Source organism: Achromobacter sp. Bel (genome assembly GCF_012928505.1).
Classification (GTDB): Bacteria; Pseudomonadota; Gammaproteobacteria; order Burkholderiales; family Burkholderiaceae_B; genus Achromobacter.
Genome location: NZ_JABBJN010000081.1, coordinates 1 through 18262 on the forward strand (window position 1 = coordinate 1; position 18262 = coordinate 18262).

At 65.4% G+C, this 18262-nt stretch carries 20 protein-coding genes; 12 read left to right on the forward strand and 8 right to left on the reverse strand.

From position 1 onward, the window contains the following. Window positions 1–280, forward strand: a 280-nt coding sequence (locus tag HG262_RS28895; protein ID WP_211187821.1) for an SPOR domain-containing protein, incomplete at its 5' end; no start/stop codon positions are given. Window positions 281–311: 31 nt separating this feature from the next. Here the strand turns inward: HG262_RS28895 and HG262_RS28900 are convergent. Further along, the gene (locus tag HG262_RS28900) at window positions 312–896 is read right to left on the reverse strand and encodes a methylated-DNA--[protein]-cysteine S-methyltransferase (RefSeq protein WP_169274273.1); all 585 of its coding nucleotides are present in this window, start codon (window positions 894–896) and stop codon (window positions 312–314) included. Window positions 897–899: 3 nt separating this feature from the next. Next, window positions 900–1835, reverse strand: coding sequence for a 16S rRNA (cytidine(1402)-2'-O)-methyltransferase (rsmI, locus tag HG262_RS28905; protein WP_169274274.1), 936 nt, complete (start codon window positions 1833–1835; stop codon window positions 900–902). A 65-nt stretch (window positions 1836–1900) separates the two neighbouring features. Between rsmI and HG262_RS28910 the strand changes: the two genes are divergently transcribed. From HG262_RS28910 to HG262_RS28925, 4 genes are all read left to right on the forward strand, one after another. Further along, the gene (locus tag HG262_RS28910) at window positions 1901–2383 is read left to right on the forward strand and encodes a YraN family protein (protein WP_169274275.1); all 483 of its coding nucleotides are present in this window, start codon (window positions 1901–1903) and stop codon (window positions 2381–2383) included. A gap of 103 nt (window positions 2384–2486) precedes the next feature. Continuing rightward, on the forward strand, window positions 2487–3080 hold the full coding sequence (locus HG262_RS28915; RefSeq protein WP_169274276.1) for a phosphoheptose isomerase: 594 nt from the start codon (window positions 2487–2489) through the stop codon (window positions 3078–3080). Next, window positions 3077–3817, forward strand: a complete 741-nt coding sequence (locus HG262_RS28920) for a BON domain-containing protein (RefSeq protein WP_169274277.1) — start codon at window positions 3077–3079, stop codon at window positions 3815–3817. Before HG262_RS28915 ends, HG262_RS28920 begins: the two co-directional genes overlap by 4 nt. Beyond that, window positions 3814–4308: a TlpA disulfide reductase family protein gene (locus HG262_RS28925; RefSeq protein WP_169274278.1), complete on the forward strand. Its 495-nt coding sequence runs from the start codon at window positions 3814–3816 to the stop codon at window positions 4306–4308. Before HG262_RS28920 ends, HG262_RS28925 begins: the two co-directional genes overlap by 4 nt. Window positions 4309–4459: 151 nt before the next feature. Here the strand turns inward: HG262_RS28925 and HG262_RS28930 are convergent, their stop codons facing one another. Beyond that, window positions 4460–5248, reverse strand: coding sequence for a MetQ/NlpA family ABC transporter substrate-binding protein (locus HG262_RS28930; protein WP_169274279.1), 789 nt, complete (start codon window positions 5246–5248; stop codon window positions 4460–4462). A 264-nt stretch (window positions 5249–5512) separates the two neighbouring features. Between HG262_RS28930 and argB the strand changes: the two genes are divergently transcribed. From argB to HG262_RS28955, 5 genes are all read left to right on the forward strand, one after another. Then, window positions 5513–6415, forward strand: a complete 903-nt coding sequence (gene argB, locus HG262_RS28935) for an acetylglutamate kinase (protein WP_006224740.1) — start codon at window positions 5513–5515, stop codon at window positions 6413–6415. A 118-nt stretch (window positions 6416–6533) separates the two neighbouring features. Next, the gene (locus HG262_RS28940; protein WP_169274280.1) at window positions 6534–7280 is read left to right on the forward strand and encodes a pyrimidine 5'-nucleotidase; all 747 of its coding nucleotides are present in this window, start codon (window positions 6534–6536) and stop codon (window positions 7278–7280) included. Between the two features lie 55 nt (window positions 7281–7335). Continuing rightward, window positions 7336–7911, forward strand: a complete 576-nt coding sequence (slmA, locus tag HG262_RS28945) for a nucleoid occlusion factor SlmA (RefSeq protein WP_169274281.1) — start codon at window positions 7336–7338, stop codon at window positions 7909–7911. A gap of 322 nt (window positions 7912–8233) precedes the next feature. After that, a complete protein-coding gene (locus HG262_RS28950; protein WP_169274282.1) occupies window positions 8234–9727 on the forward strand; it encodes a DASS family sodium-coupled anion symporter in 1494 nt (497 codons plus the stop codon). Between the two features lie 12 nt (window positions 9728–9739). After that, window positions 9740–10792, forward strand: coding sequence for an Ldh family oxidoreductase (locus HG262_RS28955; protein WP_169274283.1), 1053 nt, complete (start codon window positions 9740–9742; stop codon window positions 10790–10792). Window positions 10793–11634: 842 nt separating this feature from the next. Here HG262_RS28955 and rodA read toward each other — a convergent pair. The 5 genes from rodA to HG262_RS28980 all read right to left on the reverse strand — a co-directional run bounded on the left by rodA (window position 11635) and on the right by HG262_RS28980 (window position 17271). Next, window positions 11635–12771: a rod shape-determining protein RodA gene (gene rodA / locus HG262_RS28960; protein WP_169274284.1), complete on the reverse strand. Its 1137-nt coding sequence runs from the start codon at window positions 12769–12771 to the stop codon at window positions 11635–11637. Then, window positions 12768–14696, reverse strand: a complete 1929-nt coding sequence (mrdA, locus tag HG262_RS28965; protein WP_169274285.1) for a penicillin-binding protein 2 — start codon at window positions 14694–14696, stop codon at window positions 12768–12770. Before mrdA ends, rodA begins: the two co-directional genes overlap by 4 nt. A 15-nt stretch (window positions 14697–14711) precedes the next feature. After that, a complete protein-coding gene (gene mreD / locus HG262_RS28970; RefSeq protein WP_035213076.1) occupies window positions 14712–15272 on the reverse strand; it encodes a rod shape-determining protein MreD in 561 nt (186 codons plus the stop codon). Further along, a complete protein-coding gene (mreC, locus tag HG262_RS28975; protein WP_035213078.1) occupies window positions 15259–16143 on the reverse strand; it encodes a rod shape-determining protein MreC in 885 nt (294 codons plus the stop codon). The genes mreD and mreC overlap by 14 nt, the downstream gene beginning before the upstream one ends. 84 nt (window positions 16144–16227) lie before the next feature. After that, window positions 16228–17271: a rod shape-determining protein gene (locus HG262_RS28980; protein WP_006216320.1), complete on the reverse strand. Its 1044-nt coding sequence runs from the start codon at window positions 17269–17271 to the stop codon at window positions 16228–16230. Window positions 17272–17498: 227 nt separating this feature from the next. On the opposite strand from HG262_RS28980, the gene gatC reads away from it, so the two are divergent. Together gatC and HG262_RS28990 are read left to right on the forward strand one after the other, a co-directional pair. After that, window positions 17499–17807: an Asp-tRNA(Asn)/Glu-tRNA(Gln) amidotransferase subunit GatC gene (gatC, locus tag HG262_RS28985; protein WP_169274286.1), complete on the forward strand. Its 309-nt coding sequence runs from the start codon at window positions 17499–17501 to the stop codon at window positions 17805–17807. A 3-nt stretch (window positions 17808–17810) separates the two neighbouring features. Further along, on the forward strand, window positions 17811–18262 hold a 452-nt coding region (locus HG262_RS28990), incomplete at its 3' end, for an amidase (RefSeq protein ID WP_248293525.1).

Consider the following 18262-nt stretch of genomic DNA (forward strand, 5'->3'; position numbering starts at 1 on the left):
CGCGCCCGGCTCCGCGCCGGTGCGCCAGGCCCCCGCGGGCGCCGCCGGCATGGTCTATCTGCAAGTGGGCGCGTTCAGCCAGCCGGCCAACGCGCAGTCGCTCGTCGCCCGCATCAATTCGCAGTTGGGTGCGGCGGGCGCGCCGCCCGCGCAGGTGGAGCAATCCAACAACCTCTACCGGGTCAGAATCGGACCCTACCCCGATCGGCAAAGCGCCATGGACGCCGTGCAGCTGGTGTCGGACCGAATCGGCATCTTGCCGAGCATCGCCGCGCAATAAGCGCGTCCGCGTCCCGCATCCGGCCAAGGACCTACCAGGGCAATTCGGCCTGCCCGTCGCAGACACGCCGCGCGCGCGCGTTGCGGCTGACGTACCGGTTGCCTTCGTGCGCCAGCAGCGCCTGCTTGCGCGGCAAACCGCCGCCGAAGCCCGTCAGCGACGTATCGGCGCCGATCACGCGGTGACAGGGGATGATGATGATGATCGGGTTGCGGCCCACTGCGCCGCCCACCGCTTGCGCCCCCTTCGGACGCCCCACGGTGCGCGCCAGGTCGCCATAGCTGGCGAGCTTGCCGAAATCCAGCGCACAAAGCGCATGCCAGACTTTGTGCTGGAACGTGGTGCCCACTGGATCAAGCGCCACATCGAAGCCGCGGCGCTTGCCAGCGAACCATTCGTCCAGCTCGCGCCGTGCCTGCTCCAGGACGGGATCCTTCTCGGCATGCGTCCAGCCTTCGGCCGAGGGCAGCAATTCCTGATCGGTGAACCACGCGCCGCGCAGGCCCTTGGGGCTGGCGACGAGGCGCATTTCCCCAAGCGGCGTAGTGATATCGCGGTAGGAGATCGGTTCGAGGGGGTCGGCGGGCTTGTTCGACACGACCGTTGAATACACCATGCCTTACTCCGACGACTTCTTGCGGGCCAACGCCCGGTTGTACAACACGTCGCGCGCCACGCCGGTGACCTTGGCGGCCACGCGGGCGGCGTCGCGCACGGACATCGATTCCAGCAACGCGTCCAGCAGCACGTCCGTGCGCGGGTCGGCTTCCTCGTCGACATCTTGCCCGGCTTGCGCGTGCGCGATCAACACGAACTCGCCCTGTTCGCGATGCGAGTCGGCCGCCAGCCACGCCGCGGCTTCGCCCAGCGTGATCGTGGCGATCTCTTCAAACCGCTTGGTGAGTTCGCGCGCCACGGTCAGTTGGCGGTCGGGGCCGCAGACTTCCAGCAGGTCGGCGAGGGTTGCGGCCAACCGGTGCGGCGATTCAAACATGACGACCGGCGCAGGCAAGGCGCACCACGAACGCAGCCAGCGCTGGCGGGCCACGGCCTTGGGCGGCGGGAAACCGGCGAACGCATAGGCCGGGTTTTCATCGGTGGTGACGCCGCTGCCCATCAAGGCCGCGATCACGGCGCTGGGGCCGGGCACCGGCACCACGGTGAAACCCGCTTCGCGCACGGCGCGCACGACGCGTGCGCCCGGATCGCTGACGGCGGGCGCGCCCGCGTCCGACACCAGCGCCACGCGCTGGCCTTGCGCCAGGCGTTCGCAGATGGCTTGGGCAGCGGCGGCTTCGTTGTGGCGATGGGCCGCCATGAGCGGCGTGTTGACGCCCCAGGCGTCCAGCAAGGTCCGGCTGGCCCGCGTGTCTTCGGCCGCGATCACATCGGCGCGTTGCAGGGCATGCCAGGCCCGCAGCCCCAAGTCGCCCAGATTGCCGATCGGCGTGGCCACGACGTACAAGGTCGACGCGGGCCAATGCTGCCCGGCCACGCGTTCGGCGACGCGGCTCCAGGCATCGCCGGCAGGCGGGGGTGAGACATTTTGATTCATTGCAGCCTACTGACACGGAAAACCATGTCAGTGTAGCCGCCAATGCCCGCCCCTTCGGAGCCCCCATGACGGACGACACCCTGCGCCTGGCCTGCGAACTGGCGTTGGCGGCGCGCCGCCGCGCCGACAAGCGCCGCCGCCGCGCCCGGCCCCGCGCCGCACCGGATGACGCACCCATGCGCCGTTCGCCCATGCAACGCCGCGGCGATATCCACGAAGACGCCGCGCTGCGCCTGCTGCTGGCCCGGGGGCTCGTGCTGCTGGCGCGCAACCTGTGGACGCGAGCGGGCGAGATCGACCTGGCCATGCGCGAGGGCAACACGCTGATCTTCGTCGAGGTCCGGGCCCGCGGCCGCACCCGCTACGGCGGCGCCGCGGCCAGCATCGGCCACGACAAGCAGGCCCGGCTGGCCCGCGCCGCCGCGCAATGGCTGCCGGAACTGGCCCGGCGGCATTGGCACGGGGTGCTGCCCCCGGCCCGCTTCGACGCCGTGGTCTTCGACGCCGGCCAGCCCCAATGGCTGCGCGGCGCGTTCCTGCTGAGCTGATTCCGGCGGCGTCGGGCCCGGCCGGACGCCGCCGTAACGACCTGCCGCAGCGTCGTTACGGATCGACAGAACAGCGCGACCGCCGCGTGAGATAATCGCGCCCATGGATATGACCTCTCGTATGACGTCGCACTTTCGCGACGCCATGGCTGCGTGCGAACAAAGTATGAACGTCCTGGCCGAACCGCTGGCAGTGGCGGTGGACGTGCTATTCGGCGCCCTGGCGAACAACGGCAAGATTCTGGCTTGCGGCAACGGCGGATCCGCCGCAGACGCGCAGCATTTCATCGCCGAACTGGTGGGCCGCTTCGAACGCGAACGCCTGCCGCTGGCGGGCATCGCGCTCAATACCGACACGGCGATCCTCACTGCCGTCGGCAATGACTACGGCTTCGACGAAATCTACGAACGCCAGGTCAACGCCTTCGGCCAGGCCGGCGACGTCCTGGTGGCGATCTCCACCAGCGGTAATTCCCCCAACGTGGTCCGCGCCATGGAGGCCGCCAGCGCGCGCGAAATGCATGTTCTTGCCCTGACGGGCAAGGGTGGCGGCGTCATGGGGGAACTCATTACGCCCATGGACGTCCATCTATGTGTTCCCAGCGACCGCACGATGCGGGTCCAGGAAGTCCACATTCTGCTGCTGCACGCGCTGTGCGACGGCATCGACGCTCTTCTGCTTGGAGACACTGAATGATTTCTGACGTCAGAACCGCCGTCCGCCCCCTGATGCTTGCGGCCGCCCTGTCCACCGCGGCGCTTTCGCTGACGGCCTGCGCGCCCCTGATCGTAGGCGGCGCCGCCGCCACTACCGCGGTCGTGGTCACCGACCGCCGCACGTCCGGCACCCAGCTTGAAGACCAGAACATGGCTTTCAAGGCGCAAAGCCAGATCTCGCAGAAATTGGGCGACACCGCCCGGGTCAACGCGATGGCCTACGGCGGCCACCTGCTGCTGACAGGCGACGTGCCCACCGAGGAAGCCAAGTCCCAGGCTACCGCCATCGCGCAGGGCGTCGAGAACGTCAAACAGGTCATCAACCAGTTGAACGTGGGCCCGGTCGCCTCCTTCGGCACCCGCTCGAACGACACCTGGCTGACCTCCAAGGTGAAGACGGCGCTGATCAACACCAAATACGTGCCGTCCGGCACCATCGCGCTGACAACGGACCACAGCGTCGTCTACCTGATGGGTAAGGTCACCCAGGCCGAGGGCGACTACGCCGCCAACGCCACCGCCGACGTCGGCGGCGTGGCCAAGGTGGTTAAACTGTTCGAGACCATCAGCCGCGAAGAAGCGATCCGGCTGTCCAACAGCAGCACCCGGGACCAATCCACGGAAACCAAGGCGCCCATTGAAAGCGGCGCCGGCGCGGCACCCAGCAACAACGCAGCCGGCACGAGCAACGGCGTAGAGGCCATGCCCATCAAATGAAAAAAGCCATCGTAGCCCTGGCCGTGCTGGTCGCGGTCGGTATCGGCGCCTGGTTCGTCGGACGTCCTGCCCAGACCGCGCCCGACGTCACCTTCACCACGTTGGAAGGCAAGTCCTTCTCGATGCAGGACCTGCGCGGCAAGGTCGTGCTGGTCAAGTTCTGGGCAACCAGCTGTGTCACCTGTGTGAAGCAGATGCCGGAAACCATCGCCGCCTATAAAGAGTACGCCGCCAAGGGCTACGAGGCCGTGGCGGTCGCCATGGATTACGATCCGCCCAACTTCGTGCTGAACTTCGCCGAACAGCGCAAGCTGCCGTTCCCCGTGGCACTGGACACCAAGGGCGACATCGCGCGCGCCTTCGGCGACATCCGCCTGACGCCCACGGCCTTCCTGATCGACAAGCAGGGACACATCATCAAGCGCTATTTGGGCGAATACGATGTGGCCGAATTCCACGCCACCGTGGAAAAGGCGCTGGCGGCTGGCTGACGCGCGCCGCGTCGCCCGTCTGAGAAGGCCGCCCGCTGGGCGGCTTTTTTTCGCCTGGCCGAGGGTATTGCCCGGGCTCCCGGCGCCCCCCGCCCAAAGAAAAACCGCCCGACAAGCGGGCGGTTCGTGCGGTCGACAGCGGTGAACGGGCTTAGAAAGCCGGAATCACGGCGCCCTTGTACTTTTCCTGGATGAATGTCTTCACCTCGGGGGTGTGCAGCGCGTCGACCAGCTTCTTGATGCCCGGGGCGTCCTTGTTGTCGGAACGGGTCACCAGGATGTTCGCGTAGGGCGAATCGGCCCCTTCGATGAACAGCGCGTCCTTGGTCGGCACCAGGCCGGCTTCCAGCGCGTAGTTGGTGTTGATCAACGCCAGGTCGACGTCGTCCAGCGAACGCGGCAGCATCGCGGCCTCGAGTTCGCGGAATTTCAGCTTTTTGGGGTTCTCGACGACATCGGCGGCGGTCGCCAGGATGTTGGAGGGGTCCTTCAGCTTGATCACGCCCTGCTTTTGCAGCAGCACCAGCGCGCGGCCGCCGTTGGACGGGTCGTTCGGGATGGCGACGGTAGCGCCGTCCTTCAGTTCGGACAGGCTCTTGATCTTCTTGGAGTAGCCGCCGAAAGGTTCGACGTGGACCAGCGCCACCGGCACCAGCGTGGCCTTGCGGTCCTTGTTGAACGAGTCCAGATAGGGCTTGTGCTGGAAGAAGTTGGCGTCCAGCTGCTTGTCGGCCAGTTGCAGGTTGGGCTGCACATAATCGCTGAACACCTTGATGTCGAGCTCGACGCCTTGCTTGGCCAACTGCGGTTTCACCACTTCCAGGATCTCGGCATGCGGTACCTGGGTCGCGCCCACCACGACTTTTTCAGCATGGGCGGCATTGGCCGCCACCAGGAAGGCCGATGCCACGAGGGCAGAGCGGACGAAGTTCAAACGCATGTTTTGCCTCTTATAGGGATAAAAATGGGGGCCCATGTCCGCCCCGGATGCGGATTCGCCCCCTTTTGCGGGGCGCCACGCTCTCGAAAACGCCCCAATTTACCTGAATGCCGGTTATTTGTCGGGCATATGGACATAGGTTTTAGGCATATGAAACCTGTGGGTACTACAATCCGTCGTATGCTTGCGCTACCGCGTTCCGAACGCGATTTTGTGCAGGCATTTTTTCTAACCACTCATACTTATTTTGCCGACTTAGCTGCCATGACCGACACCCCCGACCCTGCTGCCGTTTCGTCCCCCGCTGTCAAAGCCGCTGTGCTGTCTGAAGCACTGCCGTATATCCGACGATTCCACGGCAAGACCATCGTGGTCAAGTACGGCGGCAACGCCATGACGGAAGAGCGCTTGCAGCGCAGCTTCGCGCACGACGTCGTGCTGCTCAAGCTGGTGGGTCTGAACCCGGTGGTCGTCCATGGCGGCGGTCCGCAGATCGACGACGCGCTGCGCCGCATCGGCAAGCAGGGCACCTTCATCCAGGGCATGCGCGTGACCGATGCCGAGACCATGGAAGTGGTCGAATGGGTGCTGGGCGGCCAGGTGCAGCAAGACATCGTCATGATGATCAACGAAGTCGGCGGCAAGGCCGTGGGCCTGACCGGCAAGGACGGCGGCCTGATCCAGGCCCAGAAGAAGCTGATGGCCAACAAGGACAACCCCAACGAACCGATCGACATCGGCTTCGTGGGCGACATCACGCTGGTCGAGCCGGCCGTCGTGAAAGCCTTGCAGGACGACCAGTTCATCCCCGTGATCTCGCCCATCGGCTATGGCGAAGACGGCACGGCCTACAACATTAACGCTGACGTCGTCGCCGGCAAGATGGCCGAAGTGCTGGGCGCTGAAAAGCTGCTGATGCTGACCAACACCCCGGGCGTGCTGGACAAGGCCGGCAAGCTGCTGCGCAGCCTGTCGGCCCAGACCATCGACGAGCTCTTCGCGGACGGCACGATCTCGGGCGGCATGCTGCCCAAGATCTCGTCGGCGCTGGACGCCGCCAAGAACGGCGTGAACTCCGTTCACATCGTCGACGGCCGCGTGCCGCACTGCCTGCTGCTAGAAATCCTGACCGATCAGGGCGTCGGCACGATGATCAGCTCGCACTGATGTCCCCCCCGCAGCGCTACGCGCTTCCCCCCGGGGGGCGCCGCTGCGGACCGGCAGAGCCGGCTCCGCGCGGCCCGGATCGGGTCGGCTTTGCCATATCTGTCCGGTGGCGTTTTTGATGCAAGCGCACCGACAATTGCTGCGACCGGCGGTGCGCGTGCGCCGCTCGCGCCGCGTGGCCACGGGCGTTTCCGAACGCCTGTGGCTGTTCGATCTGGACAATACGCTCCACGACACCTCGCACGCCATCTTCCCCAAGATCGACCACGGCATGACGATGGCCGTGGCCGAAGCCCTGAACGTGGACATCGACACCGCCAACGACGTACGCCGCCTGTATTGGAAGCGCTACGGCGCCACGATGATCGGCATGGTGCGCCACCACGGCGTGAATCCGCACGACTTCCTGCACCGCAGCCACGACTTCGACGTCAATCCGCTGGTGCGCGCCGAACGGGCGCTGGCCTACAAGCTGCGGCAATTGCCGGGCCGCAAGGTGCTGCTGACCAATGCGCCGCTGCATTACGCGCGCGCGGTGTTGGCCCGGCTGGGCATCCTGCGCCAATTCGACAGCCTGTGGGCCATTGAGCACATGCGGCTGCATGGCGAATTCCGGCCCAAGCCGTCGCCCGCGCTGCTGCGCTACGTGCTGGCCCGCGAAGGCGTGCCCGCCCACCGCGCCGTGCTGGTGGAAGACACGCTGGCCAACCTGCGCGGCGCCCGCCGGGCGGGGGTCCGCACGGTGCATGTCTATCACCCCGGCACGCCCTTTTCCCGTGGCCGCTCGCATCGCCCGGCCTACGTCGACTTGCGGGTAAACTCCGTCAGTGATTTGTTGTTACGCCGACGTCCCCTGCGGGGATAGCGGCGCGCTCCTCCCCCCCATTCACCGTCAAGCCTGCGCGAGAGCAGTCCCTTCCATGGCGAGCAAACCCGGCGAGCGCAAGACCCAGATTTTGCAGACACTGGCCGAGATGCTGGAGCAGCCGCATGCGGCCCGCATCACCACGGCCGCCCTGGCCGCGCGCCTCGAGGTGTCGGAAGCCGCGCTGTACCGGCACTTCGCCAGCAAGGCGCAAATGTTCGAAGGGCTGATCGAATTCATCGAAACCAGCATCTTCACGCTGGTGAACCAGATCGCCACCGCCGAACCCTACGGGGTGCCACAAGCGCACAAGACCGTCTCCATGCTGCTGACGTTCTCGGAACGCAACAAGGGCATGACGCGCGTGCTCACCGGGGACGCCCTGGTCACGGAAGACAACCGGCTGCAAGAGCGGATCAACCACATCAACGACCGTATCGAGACGTCGCTCAAGCAATCGCTACGCATCGCCATCACCGACGGCGGCCTGCCGCCGGACGCGAATGTAGCCGCGCACGCCAGCCTGCTGACGCACCTGGTGCTGGGCCGATGGCTGCGCTATGCGCAGAGCGGCTGGCGCGTGGCGCCCACGCTGCACCTGGACGAACAACTGCGCCTGGCCCTGGGCTGAACCGCCCGCCCGCGGCCGATTTTCGGCCCATTTGCGACATAACACGAACGAATTACCCGGATTCCGCCGGATGCGTCTTGCCCGTGCTTGGCACAATTGGTGTGCATTTACGCAACATTCCAAGGCTTGCGACCGTCGAGGGCGCACGAGCATAATGCCCGGAGTGGGTTTCTACAAGCACTACTCTTCTTCGGTTTGACTCACATCAATACGGGTTTTCCTCAATGCCGTCACGATCATCCTGTAGCACCGACACATCGAATTAAACAAACCCGTGCTCGCGGGGAATGTGTCGGAAGTTTGACCTCAACCGGAGATGGATATGACCGCGCCAGCCGCTGTCCCTGCCTCGCAAGCCCCAAAGAAAGCAAAAATCCCAATCGGACTCGTCGCCGGCATCCTGGTGATGATCGGGGTGCTGATGATGCCCCTGCCCGCCGACCTGCCGGTCGCGGGCCACCGCATGCTGGCGATCCTGGCGTTTGCCGTGGTGGTCTGGATTACCGAAGCCGTCTCCTACGAAGCCAGCGCGATCATGATCACGACGCTGATGGCCTTCCTGTTGGGCACCGCGCCGACACTCAAAGACCCGAACGTGCTCTATGGCACCTCGGCCGCCATCAGCATGGCGCTTGCGGGCTTCTCGAACTCGGCGCTGGCGCTGGTCACCGGCGCCTTGTTCATTGCCGCCGCCATGACCTTCACGGGTTTGGACCGGCGCATCGCGCTCGTCACTTTATCCAAGATCGGAACGAGCACGCGCCGCATCCTGATCGGATGTATCGCCGTGACGATCGTGCTGAGCCTGGTCGTGCCCAGCGCCACGGCGCGCAGCGCGGCCGTGGTGCCCATCATGATGGGTGTCATCGCGGCCTTCGGCGTGGACAAGCGTTCGAACATTGCCGCCGGCATCATGATCATCGTGGCGCAAGCCACCAGCATCTGGAACGTCGGCATCCAGACCGCCGCCGCGCAGAACCTGCTGACGGTCGGCTTCATGGAAAAGATGCTGGGCGAACGCGTGGCGTGGTCGGACTGGCTGATCGCCGGCGCCCCCTGGTCGCTGATCATGTCGGCCGTGCTGATCTTCGTCGTGCTCAAGATGCTGCCGCCGGAAAGCGACAGCATCGCCGGAGGCAAGGAAGCCGTCGAAAAGTCGCTGATTGAACTGGGCCCCATGACGGGCGCGCAAAAGCGCCTGATGGCCGTATCGGTCATGCTGCTGCTGTTCTGGTCGACCGAAGGCAAGCTGCACAAGTTCGACACCACCTCGACCACCTACTTCGGCCTGGTGCTGCTGATGCTGCCGCGCTTTGGCGTGATGACGTGGAAAGACGTGCAGTCGCGCATCCCATGGGGCACCGTGATCGTGTTCGGCGTGGGCATCAGCCTGGGCACGGCCCTGCTGACGACGCAAGCCGGCCAATGGCTGGGCAACCAGGTCGTGGCGCACACCGGGCTGGATCACCTGGGACCGCTGGCCATCTTCGCCGTGCTTGCCGCGTTCCTGATCATCATCCACCTGGGTTTCGCCAGCGCCACCGCACTGACGTCGGCCATGCTGCCCATCCTGATCTCGGTGCTGGCTACGCTGCCGGGCGACTTCAGCCGCCTGGGCATGACCATGCTGCTGGGCTTCGTGGTCAGCTACGGCTTCATCCTGCCGATCAACGCGCCGCAGAACATGGTGTGCCTGGGCACAGAAACCTTCAACGCCAAGCAATTCGCCAAAGTCGGCATCATCGTCACCATCGTCGGCTACCTGCTGATGCTGGTGATGGGCGCGACGTACTGGCGCTGGCTCGGCTGGCTCTAAGGAGAACGCATCATGAAACTCTCCCTAGCCCAAGCCAATGAATACGGCCGCCGCGTGCTGATGGCGCAAGGCGTGCCCGAAGACATCGCCCGCGACGTGGCTGAACACCTGGTGGAGTCCGACCGGGTCGGCTACACCAGCCACGGCCTGTCGATCCTGACGAACTACCGGCGCGTACTGTCCGAAGGCCTGGCCCAGGCCGACGGCCGGCCCGAACTGGTCAACGACCGCGGCGCCATGCTTGCCTATGACGGCCACCACGGCCTGGGCCAGTACGTCGGCAAAGTCGTCATCGAAAAGGCCATCGAGCGCACGCAGGAACACGGCCAATGCATCGTGACCCTGCGCCACAGCCACCACCTGGGCCGCATGGGCCACTTCGGGGAAATGGTGGCCGCCAAGGGCCTGATCCTGCTGGCCTTCACCAACGTGATCAACCGTTCGCCGACCGTGGCGCCGTTCGGCGGCGCGCAAGCCTGCCTGACCACGAACCCGCTGTGCTTCGCCGGCCCGCTGCCAGGCGGCCGCCCCCCGTTCATCGTGGACATGGCCACCAGTTCCATCGCCGTGAACAAGGCGCGCGTGCTGGCGGCGAAGGGGGAGCAGGCGCCTCCCGGATCGCTGATCGACGCCGACGGCAACCCCACGACGGACCCGGGCGCCCTTTTCACCGACCCGCCCGGCGCCCTGCTTCCCTTCGGCGGCCACAAGGGCTACGCGCTGGGGCTGGTGGCCGAACTGCTGGCCGGCGTCTTGTCCGGCGGCGGCACGATCCAGCCCGAACACCCGCGCATCGGCGTGGCGACGAACAACATGTTCGCGCTGCTGCTGGATCCGCAGGTGGACTTCAACACCGACTGGCGAACGATGGAAGTCGGCGCGTTCATCGACTACCTGCATGCGTGCAAACCGCAACCCGGCGTGGAATCCGTGCAGTATCCGGGCGAATACGAAGCCCGCAACCGTGCCGTGAACGCAGATTCGGTGGAGTTCGATAGCCGAATCTGGGACGGGTTGAAGACGCTGGCGGCGGACCTGGGTGTGCCGGAGGCGTTACCGGGTTAAGGGTGGTTGTTATGTGACGACGCGTGCAGGTTCTTGAGGCGCCCGTCACGTCTGGGGCCTGCGGTGCGCGGGTCAACGATTGCGGTCCGGAGCCTTCGCTCCGGACTGCCCCTTCGTCATCTTCGTCCAGGCCTGCGGCCTTCCCTTCAGATTCCCTCGGGCTTATCGACTCCCCGCGCACCGCAGGCCCCAGCCGCGACGAGCTCGCGCAGTTGCAATCTGACGTCCCCTGGGGCGAGCCGCGTGCTCAGGGTTCTTGCACACGGTATTGGGGTGAGAAATATCTTGCGGGGCCCGCCCCAGGCCGGCCGCGCAGGCGGCCTTTGGGGGCTTACGCGGGGCCTTGCGTCGACGTGATGCCGCTACGCGCATAGGCAAGAAAATGGGCGGCGCGCGCGAGAAGGTCTCCATGCGCAAGAGCTGCCTGCCGCGCGCCGCCCATCTCTACCCCACCCCACTTGATTGCGGACCCATCAGCAATCCCCTTACGCAAGCGCGCAAGCGATCACACCACCGACGACGCACCAAGCGTATGCCTATTGTGGCCGCCCGCGCGGCCGCAATAGGCGGGCATCGCAAACTCGACAGAACCCCGGGTCCAGCATCGACCAAACCAAGACGGCCTGAGCCCGTCGGTGTGGGCGACATGGGCGCGAGCAACCTCGATGCGCCCGAGGGAATCTGAAGGAACTGCCGCAGGCAGTGACGAAGATGACGAAGGGGAAGTCCGGCGCCCGCGCGCCGGACCGCAATCATGGGCGCGAGTGGCCATGTCGCCCACACCGACGGGCGGCCTACGAAGGACGACTTCCCCTCGCAAACCTCCATGCCTCGACCACGCGTCAAGCCTTAACCGACCGATGTCGGCTAATACTCATCATGATCCCGAACGCAATCCCCATCGTAAACAACGCCGTCCCCCCGTAACTCATGAACGGCAACGGCACGCCCACGACAGGCAAGATCCCCGTCACCATCCCCACGTTCACGAACACATAGATGAACAGCATCATCGTCAGCGCCCCCGCCAGCAAGCGGCCGAACTGCGACGATGCGCGCGCTGCGATCGTCAGGCCCCGCGCCATCATCAGGCCGTACAGCACCAGGATCGCGATCCCGCCGTACAGGCCGAATTCTTCGGCGTACACCGCGAAAATGAAGTCGGTCGTGCGTTCAGGGATGAAGTCCAGGTGCGTCTGCGTGCCCTTCATGTAGCCCTTGCCGTAGACCCCGCCCGAACCCACCGCGATCATCGACTGGATCGTATGGAAACCCTTGCCCAACGGGTCGGAACTGGGGTTCAAGAGCGTGCAGACCCGGTGCTTCTGGTAGTCGTGCAGCACCACCCAGTCCACATCCGGTTCGCACAGCTGGTCTTCGTAATACACCAGCGTACCGATCGCGATGATGCCGGCCAGCATCACCGGCACCAGCAGCTTGAACGACAGGCCCGCGAAATAAATCACGAAAAAGCCCGCACCGAACACCAACAGCGCCGTGCCCAGATCGGGCTGCAGCACGATCAGGCCGAACGGCGCGGCCAGCATCGCGGCCGCGGCCAGGAAGTCGCGGATGCGCACCGCGCCTTCGTGGCGCTGGAAGTACCAGGCCAGCATCATCGGCACGGCGATCTTCATCATCTCGGAAGGCTGGATGCGCGTCACGCCCAGGTTCAGCCAGCGGGTCGCGCCTTTGCTGGTTTCGCCGAAGAACTCCACGCCCAGCAGCAGCACCACGCCCAACACATAAAAGGGCAAGGCCAGCTTCATCAGCCACTTGGGCGGAATCAGCGCCATCGTCCACATCGCGAAGAACGCGATGATGAAATTGCGCGACTGTTCCGCGAAACGCCAATCGGTGCCGCCCACCGCCGAATGCATGACGGTCAGGCCCAACGCGGCGAACATCATCAGAATCGCCAACAGCGGCCAGTCGAACGCCGTGAACACGCGTAGCAGGATAAGGCCCAGGCGCTTCATTGTTGGCGCACCACGTCGGTAGTAATGGATTCAACGGAGGCCAGCGGATCGGCCCGTTCCGGCCGCACGATCTTGTCCTGGCGGTCTTTGGCCAGCCAGTAGTCGAACACCTTGCGCGCGACGGGTGCCGCCACGCTGGCGCCCCAGCCAGCGTTCTCGACAATCAGCGACACGGCGATGCGGGGATGCTCCAGCGGCGCGAACCCCATGAACAGCGCGTGGTCGCGCAGGCGTTCGTCGATGGCGCTGGCGCGGTAGTGTCCGCCCCGCAGGCTGAACACCTGCGCCGTGCCGGTCTTGCCGGCCGCCTGGTACGGTGCGTTGGCGAACGCGCGGCGCGCCGTGCCGGCCCGCACCACGTCGGCCATCGCGTTCTTGATGACATCAACGTTCGCCTGCTTCAGCGGGATCCGGTAGTCGGGCGCCGATTCGGTGGGCTTGGCCACGCCGCTGCGCGGATCGCGCACCGCGTGCACCAGGTGCGGACGGCGGTACAGGCCGTTGTTGGCCAGCGTCGACGTGCCCTGCGCCAATTGCAGCAGCGTAAAGGCGTTGTAGCCCTGGCCCACGGCCACGGAAATGGTTTCGCCCGCGTACCAGCGCTGGCGGTCCTTGTCCTTGTAGGCCGCGCGCTTCCAGTCGGTGGAGGGCAGCACGCCGCGCTTTTCGCCTTCCAGGTCAATGCCGGTGATCTGGCCGAAACCGAACTGCTTGGTGAAATCGTGCAGCGCGTTCACGCCGATCTCGGGGCCCAGCGAATAGAAATACGTATCGGACGACACCACGATCGCCTTGTGCATGTCGGTCATGCCATAGGCGGCGCCGCCGGCGTTGCGGAACTTCTGTCCGCCGAATTCGTAGTAGCCGGGGTCGGAAATGCGGTCGGTCGCGCGGCGCTTGCCCAATTCCAGGGCGGCCAGGCCCACGAACGGCTTGTACGTCGAGCCGATCGGGTAGGTGCCGTACAGCGGACGGTTGATCAGCGGATGGTCCGGCGATTCGTTCAACATCCGCCAGTTGTCCACGTCGATGCCGTCCACGAACAGGTTGGGGTCGAAGGACGGTTGCGAGACAAAGGCCAGGACCTCGCCCGTGTCCGGGTCGATCGCGACGAGCGCGCCGCGTTGGCCTTCGAAAGCCTCTTCGGCCACCTTCTGCAGGCCCAGGTCGATGGACAGCATGATGTCCGATCCCGGCACCGGGTCGATCCGCCGCAACGTACGCATGGGGCGGCCGCCGGCGGTGACTTCGACCTCTTCCAGGCCGGTGCGGCCATGCAGCTGCTCTTCCCAGGTCTTTTCGATGCCTTTCTTGCCGATGACATCGGTGCCGCGGTAGTTGCCCAACTGGCCGGCGCGTTCCAGCTCTTCGTTGTCGCCTTCCGCGATGCGGCCGATATAGCCCACCACGTGCGCGGCCGACACGCCCTGCGGGTACTCGCGCACCCATCGCGCGCGCAGCTCGACACCCGGGAACTGGAAGGAATGCGCGGCGAACCAGGCGGCCTCGGTCTCGTTCAGGTTGTTGCGCAATTGCAGGCTGGCGTAGCGGCTGGACTCCGCCGCGCGCCGCTTGAAGCGCCGCTGGTCGGCAGGGCTGATATAGACGACTTCGGTCAGGCGTTCGAACAGCTCGTTCATGTTGCCGGCGTGGGCGGGCACCACCTCCAGCGTATAGGTGCGGTAGTTGCGCGCCAGGACTTCGCCATTACGGTCCAGGATCTCGCCGCGCCGGGGCGGGATTGGCACGACCGCGATGCGATTGCGGTCGGCGCGTTCGGACAGGCCTTCGTAGCGGTCGACCTGCAAATACCAGAACCGTCCCACCAACACGCCGAAACACACCAGGGCGAACACGCCGCCCACCCACGCGCGCAGGCGGAAGCGCTGCTTCTGCTGCTGGCCGGTTTTCTTGAATTCGAACATGACGCGACGCCGCCGTCAGGCGGAGGAGGATTCGGCGTCGTCGGCACCGCGCTGCGGCAAGTGCAGGACCCAACCCGCCAACGGCCACAGGGCGGCAGTGATGGCCACGCTGATGCACCAGTCCCAGCCCGGCCATTTGCCGGCGAGCCAGGCATGGATGATCTGGGTCAGGAAACGGGCGATGAAGAAGACAGGCAGCATGTGCATCGCCTGGCTCCAGAGGTCGAACCGTTGCAGCCGGCGGTGAAGCACCACGGCGCCGTAGGCGACCAGCGTATACGACAACGCGTGCTCGCCCAGCGGGCCCGCGTCATGCACGTCCATCAGCAGACCGAAGAAGAACGCGGTGAACAGGCCCACGCGGCGCGGCTCGTGCACGCACCAGAAGGCGATGATCAGCAGCAGCACGTCGGGCGCACCCTGCCACAGGCGCCACGGCAGCAGGGACACCAGCCACACCAGCAGCACCGTAGCCCAGACGAAGACGCCGTGGGCCGGACCGGACAAGCGGTCGGGGTGCACGTTACTGGGAGTGCCCAGGCGGCGCCTGGGTTGCGATTGATTAGTCCGATCCACCGGAATCGACCTCCTGACGGTTGGACTCGGCGCGGGCCACATCCACCTGCAAGACCAGGAAGTGGCGATAGCGTTCGGGGTGGGCCAGCGGTTCACACACGGCGCGCGCGAACCCGGAGGCGGTGTCGCGTTCGACCGAGGTCACTTTGGCCACGGGCAGGCCAGCGGGGAACAAACCGCCGACGCCGCTGGTGACGATAGTATCCCCTTCCTTGATGTCGGCATTGGCGGCAAGGTAACGAACTTCCATCTTGCCCGGCGAATTGCCGCCAAACGCGATCAGCCGCAGCCCGTTGCGCAGCAACTGGACGGGGATGGACACCTGCTCATCCGTCACCAGCGCAGCTTCGGCCGTCATCGGCGTCACGCGGACGATCTGGCCGACCACGCCGCCCTCGTCGATCACAGGCATGCCCGGCGCCAAGCCGGCCTTGCTGCCCTTGTTGAACACCAGGCGCTGGGTGAACGCGTTGGTGGGTTCATACATGACCTCGACCACCACGGCGGATTGCGCCACGGTGTCGGTCACGCCCAGCAGGCGGCGCAGTTGGGCGTTTTCGGCGGCCAGTTGCGCCGCATGGCTGGCCACCTGGGCCAGTTCGATGCGTTGGCGCTGCAACGCTTCATTTTCGCTACGGATGAGGTTGGCCGCGTTGACCCACTCATTGACTTGCTGGACCAGGTCGCGCGGCGCCATGACCGCGCGCTGGAAGGGGTAAAGCGCGACCGACATCGCGCGGCGCGCCGGTTCCAGCATGCGCCACTGCGAGTCCATGATGATCAGGGCCAAAGCAAGGACGACCAGAACGACCAGCCGCACCTCCGCAGGTGGGCCGCGCCTGAATAGGGGGGGGGTCCCTTGTCGTTGCATGAATCTCAGCCCGGGCACCCGCGTCCGTCGCTCCCGCAGCGGCCGGAGCCGTAGAAAAGCGGGGCTCCGGGCTGGCGGGCGGTATTAGTCGTTGATGAAGATGGCGCCCAGTTTCTCAAGGTGTTCCAGCGCTTCGCCGCAACCGCGCACGACGCAGGTCAGGGGATCGTCGGCCACCACGACGGGCAGGCCGGTCTCTTCTTGAAGCAGGCGATCCAGATCACGCAGCAACGCGCCACCGCCGGTCAGGGCGATGCCCTTGTCGGTGATGTCGGCGCCCAGCTCGGGCGGGGTTTGCTCAAGCGCGATCTTCACCGCGGAAACGATCTGGTTCAGCGGGTCGGTCAGCGATTCCAGGATCTCGTTGGACGAGACCGTGAAGCTGCGCGGCACGCCTTCGGCCAGATTGCGGCCCTTGACTTCGATTTCGCGGACTTCGGAACCCGGGAATGCGGAACCGATTTCCTTCTTGATCAGCTCGGCCGTGGGTTCGCCGATCAGCATGCCGTAGTTGCGGCGGATATAGTTGACGATGGCTTCGTCGAACTTATCGCCGCCGACGCGCACGGAACCCTTATAGACCATGCCGCCCAGCGAGATGACTGCCACCTCGGTGGTGCCGCCGCCGATGTCGACGACCATGGAGCCGCTGGCATCGGACACGGCCAGGCCGGCGCCGATGGCCGCTGCCATGGGTTCTTCAATCAGGAAGACGTGGGACGCGCCCGCGCCCAACGCCGATTCGCGGATGGCGCGGCGTTCAACCTGGGTGGAGCCGCAGGGCACGCAGACGATAATGCGGGGACTGGGCGCCAGCATGTTGCGGGGGTGCACCATGCGGATGAACTGCTTGAGCATCTGTTCGGTGACCGTGAAGTCGGCGATAACGCCATCCTTCATGGGCCGGATGGCCTCGATGTTGCCGGGCACTCGGCCAAGCATCTGCTTGGCTTCGTGGCCGACGGCCTGGATGATCTTTTTGCCGTGAGGCCCGCCTTCATGACGGATTGCGACCACGGAGGGCTCATCGAGCACGATGCCCTTGCCGCGGACGTAAATCAGCGTATTGGCGGTACCGAGGTCGATCGCCATATCGCTGGAAAAATAACTGCGCAGGAATCCGAACATGGGAGCTCAGCTAAATTCTGGGGGGAATTGGGTTCAAGTCGTGGGGCGTTTGGCCCGAAAAACGTCGGGTCCGCCTGTCATCACGGCGATTAAACCGTGAATCATAACTTATAATTTCACCGGAAATAGCGCATAAATGCAGGCTATTCAAGCTTTGTAACGGGATTGGCGGGTACATACTGCCTAGTCCCGCCCTTCGGCCTTCGCTTATCGATTTTGCAATCCCTATGGCGCTCAATGACAAAGATGTGGCCCGCATTGCCCGGCTGGCCAGAATCGAACTGACCCCCGACCAGCGCACGCTTGCGCAGGCGGAATTAAACGGCATCCTTCACCTGATCGAACGGCTCCAGTCCGTCGATACCCAAGGCGTCGAACCCCTGGCTCACCCCCTGTCCGCCCATGAGGACATCGTGCTGCGCCTGCGTGAAGACACCGTCACCGAGGCCAGCTCGGAAGCCCGCCGCCAGGCGCTGCTGGCCAACGCCCCCGACGCCCAGGAAGGCTTGTTCCTGGTCCCTAAAGTCCTAGACTAAGCCATGACGAAACCTGCCTTGCACACCCAATTCGAGGGGATCGCCGCTTTGCGCGCGGCCCTCGCCCAACGCCAGGTCAGCGCCGTCGAACTGGCGCAAAGCGCCCTGGCGGCCGCCGAGGCGGCCAGCGGCCTGAATTGCTTTTTACATATTGACGCTGAATTAACGCTGGCCCAGGCCCGCGCCGCCGACTCCGCCCTGGCCGCCGGTTCGGCGGGGCCGTTGGCCGGCGTTCCCATCGCCCACAAGGACGCGTTCGTGACCCGCGGCTGGCGCACGACCGCCGGCAGCAAGATGCTGGAGGGCTATGTCAGCCCGTTCGACGCCACCGTCGTCGAACGCCTGGCCGCCGCCGGCGCCGTGTCCATCGGCAAGCTGAACTGCGACGAATTCGCCATGGGTTCCGGCAACGAGAACTCGGCCTACGGCGCCGTGAAGAACCCGTGGGACCACGC

Bases quoted from the DNA above. Each gene is read 5' to 3' on its own strand.
- HG262_RS28980 (WP_006216320.1), bottom strand. From the start codon at position 17,271: ATGTTCGGATTCCTGCGCAGTTATTTTTCCAGCGATATGGCGATCGAC.
- rsmI (WP_169274274.1), bottom strand. From the start codon at position 1,835: ATGAATCAAAATGTCTCACCCCCGCCTGCCGGCGATGCCTGGAGCCGC.
- HG262_RS28950 (WP_169274282.1), top strand. From the start codon at position 8,234: ATGACCGCGCCAGCCGCTGTCCCTGCCTCGCAAGCCCCAAAGAAAGCA.
- HG262_RS28930 (WP_169274279.1), bottom strand. From the start codon at position 5,248: ATGCGTTTGAACTTCGTCCGCTCTGCCCTCGTGGCATCGGCCTTCCTG.
- HG262_RS28940 (WP_169274280.1), top strand. From the start codon at position 6,534: ATGCAAGCGCACCGACAATTGCTGCGACCGGCGGTGCGCGTGCGCCGC.
- HG262_RS28915 (WP_169274276.1), top strand. From the start codon at position 2,487: ATGGATATGACCTCTCGTATGACGTCGCACTTTCGCGACGCCATGGCT.
- HG262_RS28910 (WP_169274275.1), top strand. From the start codon at position 1,901: ATGACGGACGACACCCTGCGCCTGGCCTGCGAACTGGCGTTGGCGGCG.
- argB (WP_006224740.1), top strand. From the start codon at position 5,513: ATGACCGACACCCCCGACCCTGCTGCCGTTTCGTCCCCCGCTGTCAAA.
- mrdA (WP_169274285.1), bottom strand. From the start codon at position 14,696: ATGTTCGAATTCAAGAAAACCGGCCAGCAGCAGAAGCAGCGCTTCCGC.
- HG262_RS28925 (WP_169274278.1), top strand. From the start codon at position 3,814: ATGAAAAAAGCCATCGTAGCCCTGGCCGTGCTGGTCGCGGTCGGTATC.
- slmA (WP_169274281.1), top strand. From the start codon at position 7,336: ATGGCGAGCAAACCCGGCGAGCGCAAGACCCAGATTTTGCAGACACTG.
- HG262_RS28900 (WP_169274273.1), bottom strand. From the start codon at position 896: ATGGTGTATTCAACGGTCGTGTCGAACAAGCCCGCCGACCCCCTCGAA.
- HG262_RS28955 (WP_169274283.1), top strand. From the start codon at position 9,740: ATGAAACTCTCCCTAGCCCAAGCCAATGAATACGGCCGCCGCGTGCTG.
- gatC (WP_169274286.1), top strand. From the start codon at position 17,499: ATGGCGCTCAATGACAAAGATGTGGCCCGCATTGCCCGGCTGGCCAGA.
- mreC (WP_035213078.1), bottom strand. From the start codon at position 16,143: ATGCAACGACAAGGGACCCCCCCCCTATTCAGGCGCGGCCCACCTGCG.
- rodA (WP_169274284.1), bottom strand. From the start codon at position 12,771: ATGAAGCGCCTGGGCCTTATCCTGCTACGCGTGTTCACGGCGTTCGAC.
- HG262_RS28920 (WP_169274277.1), top strand. From the start codon at position 3,077: ATGATTTCTGACGTCAGAACCGCCGTCCGCCCCCTGATGCTTGCGGCC.